This window comes from uncultured Proteiniphilum sp., assembly GCF_937873925.1.
Lineage (GTDB): Bacteria > Bacteroidota > Bacteroidia > Bacteroidales > Dysgonomonadaceae > Proteiniphilum.
The window spans coordinates 1-12639 of sequence record NZ_CALNAT010000239.1 but is presented as its reverse complement, the minus strand read 5'-3'; the positions used below and the strand labels follow the sequence as shown (position 1 = coordinate 12639).

Below are 12639 nucleotides of genomic sequence, written 5' to 3'. Positions count from 1 at the left end.
CCGCCACAAAGGTCTGGTCCATCTCCATGGAGAAAGGCATGACCTTCCAGAGTAACGAATATAATCCCACTACGGCAAATGCGTCGATGGACAGTGCGGCGACTGTTCCGACAGAGAATCCCCAGTTCCGGAAACGGGACAGGATATAGATACCCATACAGACAAGCGCTATGAAGAGGGCAAGGAATGCATTCCTGATCATGTCTTCGGCGATGCTCGGCCCCACTTTCTGGGAGCTCTGTATATGATCGTCGATCGTTTTTCCGGGCGTCATGAACTCTTTTAATCCCTGTCCGAGCAAATCACGCAATTGGTCTTCTACTCCGGCGCCTTCCTCCTCGATCATATAGTTGGTGGAGATACGCACCTGGTTGCTGGAACCAATGGTAATGGCACGAACCGATTCGTTGAAGTAAGGATTCAGGGCATTTTCTATATCGTTCACTCGGACGGGCTGATCGAAACGGACAATATAATTCCGGCCACCCGTGAAGTCGATACCTGAATTCAACCCTAACGTAAAGAGAGATATGGTGCTGACAACCACGAAAACCCCGATGACTATGAGTATCTTCTTGCTGTTATGAATGAAATCGAAATTGTATTCTTTGAAGATGGCTTTAGAAAATCCCGTATTGAAAGTAAGATTCATCCATTTGTCTTTGGCAAACCGGTTTTCATATACCAACCGGGTGATGAACACGGCTGTGAGGAAAGAAACGGCGATACCGATGATAAGGGTGACAGCAAATCCTCTGATGGCGCCCACGCCGAAAACGGCAAGGATGATACCGGTGATGATGGTGGTGAGGTTGGAGTCGAAAATGGCGGAGAAAGCGTTCTTGTAGCCATCTTCCAATGCCCGGCGCAGTGTCTTGCCTGCCGCAAGCTCTTCTTTGATACGCTCATTGATAAGCACGTTGGCATCGACCGCCATCGCGAGGGAGAGGATCATACCGGCAATACCGGGAAGGGTGAGCACCGCCTGGAATGCCGCAAGCGCTCCCAGCGTAAAGAAGAAGTTGAGGAGCAGTGCCCCGTTGATCACCATGCCCGGGATGAAACCATAGAGCATACAGGTAAAGATAAAGAGGACCACGAGCGCGATGACAAAGGAGACAAATCCATCGCGGATAGCTTCCTGCCCCAGCGAGGGACCTACCACGTCTTCCTGTACGATACGGACACCGGCCTGCATCTTACCCGATTTAAGCACATTCTCCAGGTCCTGCGCCTCCTGCGGCGTGAAGTTGCCGGTGATAGAGGAGCGTCCGCCGTCGATGCGGCCGTTGACCGTGGGTGCCGAATATACATACCCGTCGAGCACAATGGCGATAGACTTACCGATCTCGGCGCCGGTGATGGTGGACCAGCGGCTGGCGCCGGTTGAGTTCATCGCCATAGTCACTTCCCAGGCCGATCCCTGTTGTCCCTGGTCGGCACGGGCGTTGGTCACTACATCTCCCTCCAAAGCGGGACCGCGTTTACTTCCATCACCTTTGAGGGCGAACAACTGGAAGTAGGTCTCACGCTGGTCAATGGGTTTGAATCCCCATCTGAACCGCACATCGGCAGGGAAAATATCCTTATACCTGTTCAGGAGGAAGTTCACCTCAGCGGTATCGAGTTTCGATACGGTTCCTACGACGGGCCCCGTAGCCCCGCCCATGGCAAAATAGGGTTCACTGAAATATTCCAGAAAACTTCTGCTGATAATGGTTTTTTCTTTTTCATTTTCCAATGCAGGCACCCGAAGTGAATCGGTCAGGCCAAGGGTATCTCCGGCTATGGTTCCCTTTTCCGCTTCAGCGGCAGTGGTATCCGCCTGTCCCGACCTTTGGGCCATGGCATATTCGCCCGACCTGGTATTCATCTCGTTGAAATAGACGCCCAGTTCACTGATGTTGTATGTTTTCCAGAATTCGAGGTTGGCACTTCCTTGCAGCAGGTTACGCACACGTTCCGGCTCGGTGATCCCGGGAAGTTCCACCAGGATGCGTTCCGCACGATCCAACCGCTGTATGTTGGGAGCTACCACCCCGAAACGGTCGATACGTGTAGCCAGCACGTTGAACGAGTTGTCGGCCACACTGACCAGTTCATTGCGTAATATGGCGATTACCTCATCGTTGGTGGCGGTGGGACGTACCCTGTCGCCTATGGTGATGCTGTAGATATTTGCCAGCTTTCCCTGTGGCGCTATCCGTTCGTAGTTCTGCCGGAACAGCGTGATAAAGTCGGCCGAGCTTCCACGGCGGTTTTGAACGATGGTTTCCCTTAATGCCTGATTGAATTGGGGGTCATCGGTATTGGCGAGTGATGCCAGCACTTGTGCCGCATCGATCTCGAGGATAACGTTCATCCCCCCTTTCAGGTCGAGTCCCAGTCCGATCTCCTTTTCGCGAACCTGTTTAAGCGTATAGTTCAGATACACTTTCTCGGTAGAGAGGGAATCGAGATACTGGTTCTTCATAGTTAAGTCTCCATTGGCGTATTGATCCGCTTTCTTGTTGTATTGTCTCCCCACTATGGTAAAGGAGAGATAGAACAAGCTGATAGCTGCCAGGATAATACTGAAAACTTGAATGAATCCTTTGTTTTGCATTTCAATATTACTTTTTGTTTATTATTTTCAGGTTACTAACTCCATACGTATGTAAAAACAAAGGCATATTTGATGCCTTTTTGTTTGAGCGTGCAAATATACGTTTTTTTATCTTTTTAAGAACAATATCACCGGATAATTTTTGTTCAAACTCATCCGGTGATATTCTTCTCAGGCTTATTCGATGAATCCCCTGTTCTTCAACAGGTATACCGGATCGGGTTCTGCGCCGCGGAATCTTTTGTAGAGTTCCATCGGATCGTCGGAATTGCCTTTCGACAGTACGTTATCACGGAAGGCCGCGGCGGTGGTTTTATCGAAAACACCGTTCTCCACAAATGCCTGGAAGGCATCGGCATCCAGCACCTCAGCCCAGAGGTAGGCATAATATCCGGCAGAGTATCCTCCGCTGAAAATATGGGAGAAATAGGTGCTGCGGTAACGGGGAATAATTTCTCCGATCAGCCCGATCTTTTCCATCGACTTCTTCTCGAATTCACGCACATCGAAGGTTTTGGTAGTGCTCTGCGTGTGATAATCCATATCGAGCAGCGCTGCGGCGACAAATTCGGTAGTGATAAAGCCCATATTGAATTTGGATGCCGCATCGATTTTGGCAATCAGTTCATCGGGGATCACCTCGCCGGTCTGATAATGTTTGGCGTAGAGTTTCAGTACTTCCGGATGGAATGCCCAATGCTCCATGATTTGCGACGGAAGTTCCACGAAGTCGCGTGAAACGCTGGTACCGGCGACGCTTGCATAAGTTACATCCGACATCATGCCGTGCAAAGCATGTCCGAACTCGTGGAAGAGGGTTTCTACTTCGTCGAGGGTGAGTAACGATGGCGTTGTTCCGGTAGGACGGGTAAAGTTACCTACATTATAAATAAGGGGGCGGATATTCTCACCGTCGAGTACCTGCTGTCCGCGGAAACTGCTCATCCATGCACCGGCATTTTTGCCGGCACGCGGGAAATAGTCCGTATAGAATACCGCTAAGTGAGAACCGTCGGCATCGAGCACTTCATATGCTTCCACTTCCGGGTGATACACAGGAACGTTTTCCAGCTTTCTGAAGTTTAATCCGTATAACCTGTTAGCTACCTCGAACACCCCTTCCCTGACATTCTCCATTTTGAAATAAGGCTTGATCTCTTCTTCATTGAGCGAATATTTCTGTTGGCGGAGTTTTTCGGTATAATACCACCAGTCCCATGATGCCAGTTTGAAATGGCCTCCTTCGGCATCGATCAGTTTTTGCAGTTCCGCTGCCTCTTTCTTTGCCTGGGGAATAGCATATTCCCACACTTCGTTGAGCAGTTTATACACGTTTTCCGATGTTTTGGCCATGCTCTCTTCGAGAACAAAATCGGCGTGCGTCTTATAACCCAACATCTGCGCTTTTTCAACCCGCAGGTTCACAATATCGTTGATGATCTGCTTGTTGTCGTTGTCATTATTGTTGTCGCCCCGCATATACATGGCTTTGTAGAGCTTTTCACGCAGATCGCGTTTTTCAGCATATTGTAAAAAGGGGAGCCAGCTTGGTTTTTGCAGGCCGAACACCCATTTCCCTTCTTCTCCGGCTGTGTTGGCGGCTTCTGCGGCTGCGGCAATGACGCCGTCGGGGAGTCCTGCAAGATCTTCTTTATTGTCGATCACTAATTTGAACCCGTTGGTCTCATTCAGCAGGTTACTTCCGAACCGGAGGGTGAGGGCCGATAGTTCCTTGTTGATCTCGCGCAACCTTGCTTTTTCGGTTTCGCCCAGCAGAATACCGGAACGCACGAAATTTTTGTAATAATTGTCCAGCACCCGATATTGTTCGGTGTTGAGGTTCATGCCCGTGGTATCATCGTGCAGCGTTTTGATACGGTTGAACAATTTTTCGTTCAGATTGATATTGTCACGATGTTCCGACAAGAGGGGTGAGAGCTCTTCGGCCAGCGCCTGGATAGAGTCATTGGTTTCAGCGCCCTTCAAGCCGTAGAAGACACGGGAAACGCGATTGAGTAACCTTCCGCTGTTATCCATTGCCACGATGGTATTTTCGAAAGTGGGTGCTTCGGGGTTATTAGCGATGGCTTCAGTCTCCTTCGCCTCTTCTTCTATCCCTTTTAAGAAGGCCGGTTTATAATCGCTGAAAGAGATCCGGTCGAAAGGGGGCATACCGAAGGGCGTATCGTATTCGGTATAAAAAACGGCTCCGGGTTCACTACCGGTCTTACCGGTGTTGGCGTTGTTGCGGGCAAGTAATGTCATAACTGCTACTGAAATAAAAATAAATTTTCTCATCCGACTATTAATTAATATTATTTAAACGATGGGGAATACCCCTCCGATGAATTCACGTAAGTTCCTGATAAAATTACGGCAAAGTTACCTTTTTTACTTAAAACGGAAAAAGCAGGGGCAAAATAAAGATCATGATAATGCCCACGATACATTGCAACGGCAAACCTACTTTTATATAATCAACAAATTTGTATCGCCCCGCAGACATTACCAATGCATTGGGAGGGGTCGCGAACGGGCTGGCAAAGCACATGCTGGCAGCAACCGTCACGGCAAACAAAAACGCATAGGGACTGGCATCTATAGCCAATGCAGACTGCAGAGCTATCGGGGCAAATAACACGGCGGTAGCCGTATTACTGATGAACATCGTCAATATGGATGTGGCAAGATATATGCCGGCTAATACCGAGACCGGGCCGAATTGGCTCAACCCGTTCACGATCGCGTCGGCAATTAAGCCGGAAGCTCCTGTTTTCTCCATTGCGATCGCCAAAGGGAACATACCCGCAAACAGGAAGGTGCTTTCCCAGTTGATGCTTTTATAGGCAGACTCCACATTGCGGAAACATCCCAGTACGATCATCAATAGGGCTGCCACCATCGTGGCAATAACGGTAGGCACTATGTTGAATACCATGGACAGGATCATCAGGATCATGATCACGGCCGCTATCGGAGCCTTATGATCCAACGGGATCTTCAGTGCATTTTCCATGGGTTGCCCGACTACTACCCACTCCGATGTTTCCTGATTCAATTTTTCGATATCCGACCATTTTCCCTGTACGAGCAATACGTCGCCTGAAAGCATTTTTTCATTCTTTATATCCTGAAGGATATAACCGTCTTTGCGTTGCACTCCCAGTATGTTCACATTGTAAAGTTGACGGAAATTCGATTCCTTTACCCGTTTATTGATCAGTTTCGATGTGGACATCAAAACAACTTCCGCGATCCCGATTTCACTGAACTCCATTCCCCCTGCCCGGGAAATCGACAATGCATTGTCCACACCTTCTGTTTTATGGGTATCGATCAGTTTCAAGCCATTTTCGCTGACGAGAGCCGTTACGTCGTCAAAATTGCCCAGTACATACAAAATATCATTTTCCTTAAAAGTGCTCAGCGGCCCGGCCATGCTCATATCCACGGTTTTATGAAAACGGTTTCGCGAATGGATCCTGCGGATCTCCAGGATGCTTACATTATAAGTCCGGGTGATATTCAATTCCTGAAGGGATTGGTTGATAAAAGGAGAGTTTTTTTCTATTTGGATCCTGTACAGGTTGTCCGCAAGCTGGTACTCCGACGCCAGTTGCTTCAGGGATTTGTTTTTCTTTATATCTGATTTCTCCTTTCCCCTGTTCGCTACCAGTAGTTTGCTTAAAGGCCAGAGCAAGACGATACCGAGGGTCAGTGTAATTAACCCGAGGGGGAAAAATGAAAAGAAAGATAATCCTTCGAAACCCCCGCTGATTAAAGTGTCGTTGATGATCAGGTTGGGAGGGGTACTGATCAAAGTAAGAAGTCCCAGGCTACTGGCAAAAGCCATTGGCATCAGAAACCGCCGTGAATCGGTATTTGCTTCGGCGGCCAGGCTCATCACGATAGGCAGCATCAGTGCGACCGTCCCCGTATTACTTATAAATCCCCCGATACCTCCGGTTACCAGCATAACCAGTATAAAAAGCTTGTATTGATTGCCCCCCGCCAAGGCAAGTATCTTTGTGCTGATCATTTTGGCAAGCCCTGTCTGGAAAATACCTCCTCCCACAATAAACAGGCATACGATCATGACAACCACGGAATTGGAAAATCCCGACAACCCTTCTTCGGGGGTCAGTATTCCGGTCAAGACCAATAAGACGAGGACGGATAACGCGACAATGTCCGACCGGATCTTTCCCCATACAAAAAAGAAAACCGCCAGTAAGATGATTCCGAAAATAATAAGAACGTTTATGTCCATACAAGTTTATTCACAGATGGGTGCGAAACAGGAAAATGATAAGAATATTGTGAGAGACGGAGAGGATAACAGGGTTGTTCTCAGTGTTGTGGTTTAATAACCCGGAATGTTAAATTCAAGTCCGCTCGCGACAATGGACACAAAGATAATTGAAATTTTTTATATGCCCTGTGAATCTTACCGGCAATATGATGAAGCAAAGTAGACCGTACCGGATGGCATCGTTGTCATGGAAATAATTGTAATTATAAACGACTATTTTTTATAGGGTAGCCGGCCGGAGTTTCAAAAAAACCGGAGAACTTTGAGGAAAAACTGGGAAAAAGTTTTGATAACCGGAAAATACTTAATATATTTGTGATATTAAAATAATATCATTTTAAATTATCTATTTATGGAAACAAAGGAATTCAATTTTAAGGGTTTTAAGACAAACGGCTTCCTGATGCTTTTTTTGTTGTTAATTCTGTTGGCAGGGATTGTATGGCTTTTTTCACAGGATGTGTGGGGGATTCTCACAGGGATTATTATGACCATTATATGGGTTATCCTGTTTGTAGGGTTTACCAAGTTAGAGCCCAATGAGGCGATAGTGATGGTTTTTTTCGGGAAATATAAAGGGGTGTTGAAAGAGACCGGATTCTTCTGGGTGAATCCCTTTATGACGAAGAAAAAACTTTCCATGCGTGCCAGGAATCTGAATGTGGATCCTATCAAAGTAAACGACAAAGTGGGGAATCCTGTGCTTATAGGCTTGGTGCTGGTCTGGAAACTGAGGGATACCTATAAGGCGATGTTCGAGATCGATGCGCAGACGATGGCAGCATCGAGGCCCGGTAAGGATGGGGCCGTTACCTACACGGTGAGTAAACAGATGGATGCATTCGAGAATTTTGTGGCCGTACAAAGCGATGCCGCATTGCGACAGGTTGCCGGGTTATATGCTTACGACAACAATGTGGTTTCGGATACAGAACTGACATTGCGGTCGGGTGGGGAAGAGATCAACGAAGATCTGTTGAAGGAGTTGAACAACCGTTTGGAGATGGCCGGGATTGAAATCGTGGAAGCACGTATCAATTATCTGGCGTACGCACCCGAAATTGCGGCCGTGATGCTTCGCCGCCAGCAGGCGGAAGCTATTATATCGGCCCGCGAGAAGATCGTGGAAGGTGCGGTGACGATGGTGAAAATGGCGCTGGAGCGTATCGAAGATGAAAATATTGTAGAACTGGACAGCGACAAAAAAGCGGCTATGGTAAGCAACCTGCTCGTAGTGCTTTGCGCTGATGAATCGGCCCAGCCGGTACTGAATACGGGTACGTTGTACCAGTGAAGATAGAAGGTATTGATCGGAATCAATCAGCCCGATTATCTGGAAACGGTGTTGATGAAACTTGATAAGAGGGAGCGAATGAAAGATGGCTAAAAAAGAGAAAACTACCAGGAATTTCGCGTTGCGGTTGGATGCGGACACCATGGATGCGATAGAGAAATGGGCGGCCGACGAATTTCGCAGCGTGAATGGTCAGATTCAGTGGATATTGGATCAGGCACTCAAAAAGAACGGGCGCCTGAAAGTGAAATGATTTTGCTTTGGGACCGCATTCGTGAAACCAGGATGTTTGCCCATATAGAGCAATCTGCCTTTGTTATAGTTTATTAGTATCCGTTAGTACAACAATAAGGAACCAGCATTTGTTTTATGCATGTACACTGTTCTGTGAACTCAATTATAAACCCAAAAGAAAGGACTTAATTATGAATTTAGAAAAACAGGCAGAAACGTTGAATGATTTGGTATTGATCAACAACGACAGAATGGAAGGTTATCAGAAAGCTATCGATGAACTGAGGGACGAAGACGCCGACCTGAGAAGTTTATTTCAGGAAAGGATAGACCAGAGCCGTCAGTTTCGTGACGAATTGGTTTCCGAAGTGGTTAGATCGGGCGAAAGAGTGGCCGAAGGTACCAAAGCGGCCGGAAAAATTTATCGTGCATGGATGGATGTGAAAGCTTTCTTTTCGGGGAGCGACAGAAAAACCATTCTCGATAATTGCGAAAATGGTGAAGACGCAGCTTTACGTGCCTATGAAGAAACGTTGGAATGCGAGAATCTGACGCCGGAGCAACGGAGTATAGTTATCCGCCAGCAAGCCGAAATAAAAACTTCGCATGACACAATCCGAGCCATGCGCGATACGCTTTAGTCCCACTATCATCATTTGAATTTGAAAAACCGGAAAGAGTTGTTAAATACTTTTTCCGGTTTTTACCTGTTGGACATGTAAAATCGATTTTTCACTGCCAACAACTATGTACTTGCTTTGAAAATAAATAGTTTTAATCGTATGAAACATGTTTAGAATAGTTGTATGAAAGAAACGGGAGAAATCATCAACAATATATCGTCCGGCAAAACAGCCGATATTCTCAATGACCCTGTAAAGGTTGCCAAGGCGGCACATCTCGTATATGTAACCGATACCGATACTCCGGGCATAAGCCGTGAAAAGCGGGGAAAATCATTTTATTATTTACTGGAAGGAAAAGAAGTTAAAAACCAGGAGGTATTGGACCGGATAAATAAGTTGGTCATCCCGCCGGCGTGGAAAGATGTGTGGATTTGTACGCTTGAAAACGGGCATTTACAAGTTACGGGTATCGATACAAAAAAACGCAAGCAATACCGCTACCATCCCGCATGGGTTGCATTGAGAAGCCACACCAAATATTCCCACATGATACGGTTTGTACATGCGCTGCCGGGGATCCGGCTGCGTATGGAAAAAGACCTTGCCCTGGAGGGACTTCCGCGGGAAAAAGTACTTGCTTTAACAGTGAGTCTGATGGAGCGTACCAACATCAGGGTGGGGAACAATGTGTACGAAAAACTCTATGGCTCATTCGGGCTTACAACCCTCAAGGACAAACATGTCGATGTAAAAGGAAATACCATCAGGTTTTCCTTCAAAGGCAAAAAAGGGGTGTATCACGATATCAACCTCCGTGACCCCAAGTTGGCGCGCATTGTTCGGCAATGCAAGGAAATTCCCGGTAAGGAGTTGTTCCAGTATTATGATGATGGTGGAAAACGTCACGCTATTGATTCGTTAATGGTGAATGAGTATATAAAAGAAATCAGCGGAGAAGAGTTCACCTCGAAAGATTTCCGGACATGGGCGGGAACGGTAAATACTTTTCTGGCGTTCAAGGAATTAGGTTATGCCGAAACGGAGGCGGAGCAAAGAAAAAAAGTAGTGGAAGCGCTTGATAAAGTGGCGGCGTACTTGGGAAACACACGCGCGGTTTGTAAAAAATATTACGTACATCCGCTTATTATAAGTTTATATGAAAGCGGTTCTCTTCAGGACTATTATGAACTACTGAATAAAACAGAAGGAAATGATAACTGCACAGATCTGACGCCGGAAGAAAAAATTATCCTTTCCATTTTGGAGAAAGGATAATTTCCGGATTTAAAAAATTGTGCTGAAACGTAAGTTCAGGGTTGTTCTGACAGTAGGCCTATTTTAACTAAAATAACTTTTTTCCTTCGGGCGAGGCTTATTTGTACTCTATACCTCGGTTTTCTCTATCGATATCTTCTATATCCTGATACTTGCTGTCCGGGTTGTCGCTGTCGTCCTCCTCGTCTCCATTTTCATCAACATCATCAACATCTTCGTCATCAACATCTTCGTCATCAACATCAACATCTTCGTCATCGTCATCATCATCATCATCATCATCCTCATTCTCCTCATCATCGTCGTCATCTTCTTCCTCCACATCTTTCACTTCACCTTCTTCTTTCGCTTCTTCATTTATCGATTCAACGGCCAACTCCGTTAGGGTGACATCCGTCGACTTTTCCTCTTCGAGCGTTTCTTCAAGAATTTCGGCTACTTCGTCTAAACCGAGTGTCCTTGCCAATTCTGCAAGACTACCGTATGTGGCTATTTCATAATGTTCTACTTTCTGACAGGCGATAATAATAGCTGCGTCGCGAACCATGCTGTCTTCTTCGGTATCTTCGAGCATGGTTTCCCCTTCTTTTAGGATACCTAAAATAGCTTCGCATTTCTTTTTGGAAGGTTCTTCGCCTACAAGTGCGAATACTTCTTTCAGCCTTTCCACCTGTTCTTCGGTTTCCGTGTAGTGTAGCTGGATACTTTCTTTTAAGGAGAGGGAAGTAGCTGCGGCTTCCATTTTTTCAAGGCCTTTCAGGATTTCGTTTTCGGCAAAATAGATATCTTTCAGTTCTTCAATGAAAAAATCTTTTAATTTGCTTTCAAATTTTTCGTTAAAACGGACACTCTGACCTTTGTCCTTCGACTGGCGTTCTGCCGATTGTTTAATTGAGTCCATAGATTTGATAATTTTTGGATTTTTTTACCGGAGCGCAGTTCTCGGCTGCACTCTGGTCTTTTTTTAATTGGATTTAATTGAATTTGATAATTGGGATTTTTTATCCGGAATCATCTGGCTCGCGAACCGGGTTTATCCGTGCTTTTGTTTTTGCCGCTTTTTGAACCGGATTTGTTGTCCGAATCTTTGTTGCTTCTCGAACCGGAACGATTGTCCGAACCTTTGTCCTTTTGGGAAGCAGAACCCGGTTTATGGTCCTTGTCATCATTTGTTTTTTTTGAGTCCATATTGATTTCATGTTTATATACCTGATTCGTTTCAAGTACATATATAAAACCATTTATGGAGAAAATTTGTTTTAGCCGGAAGTTTTTATTACTGTTTATTAAATATCTATATAACAATTTAATTTTGCCGGTTTTATAATATTTATTTGAAAATCACCGTTTTGTAAAATAATGAGGCGTAGTGTCCATCTCTACCCCCGCCCTTTCCGCCTATAAGGGTTAATCCCTTCATTTTCCAGCCATAAGGTGGTAATTTCTTCAAGGTTTTCAATGGGTTTCTTTTTTTGATGAAGTTTTAACTAATAAATATAGTTTATTTAACTAAATATATTCGTTATAAAACGAAAATGTTTAGTTATATTTGCAGCGTGGTTGAATTTTTACAATGTGTAAAAATTCCAATAGCAGCAATAAATATCAATTTTGATTCTAACCATCTAAAAATTTGTGATATGAAGGAATTAACAGGCAGGGAAGAAGAGGTGATGCGCTTTTTTTGGGATGAAGGACCGCTGTTTGTGAAGCAACTGGTTGAGAAGTATCCCGATCCGAAACCGCATTTCAATACGCTATCGACCTATGCGCGTATGCTGGAAGAGAAAGGTTTTCTGTCGCATGAGGCGTTCGGTACTACTTACCGTTATTTCGCGATCCTCAGTGAAGAGGAGTATCGGAACGGTACATTGAAGAATGTGGTGAAAAAATACTTTGACAATTCCTACCTGAGTGTGGTTTCGTCGCTGATCAAAGAGCAGGATATCTCTGTGGAAGAAGTACGAAAATTACTGGACGAAGTGGAAAAATCGAACTCTAAAAAATGATCGTTATGGAACTTTTTCTCTATTACCTGCTTCGCGCCTCCGTTTTAATGGCGTTATTTTACGGTTTCTACAAGCTTTTTCTTGCCGGAAGCACGTTTCATAATATCAACCGTATTTTGTTGATATTCGTGGTGCTGGCGGTATCTCTGCTTCCGCTTTTCCGTTTCAATCTTATTCCGGAAAAAAAACCGGAATCGGTTGTCGATATGGTTCCGAGGGACTTTTTTGTTTTTCCCGTTACGGAAATTTTGGCGCCTGAACCACGGATAGAAATTCCCTGGATC

The 12639-nt window shown here is 45.5% G+C and carries 10 protein-coding genes and 1 pseudogene; 6 read left to right on the top strand and 5 right to left on the bottom strand.

Annotated features, from left to right (window positions below; genetic code table 11):
• From secDF to Q0502_RS16810, 3 genes are all read right to left on the bottom strand, one after another.
• On the bottom strand, positions 1 to 2605 hold a 2605-nt coding region (gene secDF / locus Q0502_RS16820; protein WP_298653360.1), incomplete at its 3' end, for a protein translocase subunit SecDF.
• A gap of 177 nt (positions 2606 to 2782) precedes the next feature.
• Positions 2783 to 4903 carry a M3 family metallopeptidase gene (locus Q0502_RS16815; protein WP_298653357.1) on the bottom strand — a complete coding sequence of 707 codons (2121 nt, stop codon included), beginning with the start codon at positions 4901 to 4903 and terminating at the stop codon, positions 2783 to 2785.
• 97 nt (positions 4904 to 5000) lie between these two features.
• Entirely contained in the window at positions 5001 to 6875 is a 1875-nt protein-coding gene (locus Q0502_RS16810; protein WP_298653355.1) for an SLC13 family permease, read from the bottom strand.
• A gap of 394 nt (positions 6876 to 7269) precedes the next feature.
• Between Q0502_RS16810 and Q0502_RS16805 the strand changes: the two genes are divergently transcribed.
• From Q0502_RS16805 to Q0502_RS16790, 4 genes are all read left to right on the top strand, one after another.
• Positions 7270 to 8211, top strand: a complete 942-nt coding sequence (locus Q0502_RS16805; protein ID WP_298653352.1) for an SPFH domain-containing protein — start codon at positions 7270 to 7272, stop codon at positions 8209 to 8211.
• Positions 8212 to 8296: 85 nt separating this feature from the next.
• Positions 8297 to 8464: an Arc family DNA-binding protein gene (locus tag Q0502_RS16800; RefSeq protein WP_298653350.1), complete on the top strand. Its 168-nt coding sequence runs from the start codon at positions 8297 to 8299 to the stop codon at positions 8462 to 8464.
• A gap of 172 nt (positions 8465 to 8636) precedes the next feature.
• Positions 8637 to 9086 (top strand): PA2169 family four-helix-bundle protein, encoded by a 450-nt coding sequence (locus tag Q0502_RS16795; RefSeq protein ID WP_298653348.1) that lies wholly within the window; start codon positions 8637 to 8639, stop codon positions 9084 to 9086.
• A 165-nt stretch (positions 9087 to 9251) separates the two neighbouring features.
• Entirely contained in the window at positions 9252 to 10346 is a 1095-nt protein-coding gene (locus tag Q0502_RS16790) for a DNA topoisomerase IB (protein ID WP_298653345.1), read from the top strand.
• Positions 10347 to 10443: 97 nt separating this feature from the next.
• On the opposite strand, the gene Q0502_RS16785 is transcribed toward Q0502_RS16790, so the two are convergent.
• Both Q0502_RS16785 and Q0502_RS16780 read right to left on the bottom strand, forming a co-directional pair.
• On the bottom strand, positions 10444 to 11247 hold the full coding sequence (locus Q0502_RS16785) for a DUF892 family protein (RefSeq protein WP_298653342.1): 804 nt from the start codon (positions 11245 to 11247) through the stop codon (positions 10444 to 10446).
• A 110-nt stretch (positions 11248 to 11357) separates the two neighbouring features.
• A complete protein-coding gene (locus Q0502_RS16780) occupies positions 11358 to 11534 on the bottom strand; it encodes a hypothetical protein (protein ID WP_298653339.1) in 177 nt (58 codons plus the stop codon).
• 452 nt (positions 11535 to 11986) lie between these two features.
• Here Q0502_RS16780 and Q0502_RS16775 point away from each other — a divergent pair, with 452 nt between their 5' ends.
• Both Q0502_RS16775 and Q0502_RS16770 read left to right on the top strand, forming a co-directional pair.
• Positions 11987 to 12355, top strand: a complete 369-nt coding sequence (locus tag Q0502_RS16775; protein WP_298653336.1) for a BlaI/MecI/CopY family transcriptional regulator — start codon at positions 11987 to 11989, stop codon at positions 12353 to 12355.
• A 5-nt stretch (positions 12356 to 12360) separates the two neighbouring features.
• Positions 12361 to 12639, top strand: a pseudogene (locus Q0502_RS16770) (hypothetical protein); the annotation flags it as partial.

Coding starts and splice junctions, on each gene's coding strand:
- Q0502_RS16780 (WP_298653339.1), bottom strand. CDS start 11,534: ATGGACTCAAAAAAAACAAATGATGACAAGGACCATAAACCGGGTTCT.
- Q0502_RS16790 (WP_298653345.1), top strand. CDS start 9,252: ATGAAAGAAACGGGAGAAATCATCAACAATATATCGTCCGGCAAAACA.
- Q0502_RS16795 (WP_298653348.1), top strand. CDS start 8,637: ATGAATTTAGAAAAACAGGCAGAAACGTTGAATGATTTGGTATTGATC.
- Q0502_RS16810 (WP_298653355.1), bottom strand. CDS start 6,875: ATGGACATAAACGTTCTTATTATTTTCGGAATCATCTTACTGGCGGTT.
- Q0502_RS16775 (WP_298653336.1), top strand. CDS start 11,987: ATGAAGGAATTAACAGGCAGGGAAGAAGAGGTGATGCGCTTTTTTTGG.
- Q0502_RS16800 (WP_298653350.1), top strand. CDS start 8,297: ATGGCTAAAAAAGAGAAAACTACCAGGAATTTCGCGTTGCGGTTGGAT.
- Q0502_RS16785 (WP_298653342.1), bottom strand. CDS start 11,247: ATGGACTCAATTAAACAATCGGCAGAACGCCAGTCGAAGGACAAAGGT.
- Q0502_RS16805 (WP_298653352.1), top strand. CDS start 7,270: ATGGAAACAAAGGAATTCAATTTTAAGGGTTTTAAGACAAACGGCTTC.
- Q0502_RS16815 (WP_298653357.1), bottom strand. CDS start 4,903: ATGAGAAAATTTATTTTTATTTCAGTAGCAGTTATGACATTACTTGCC.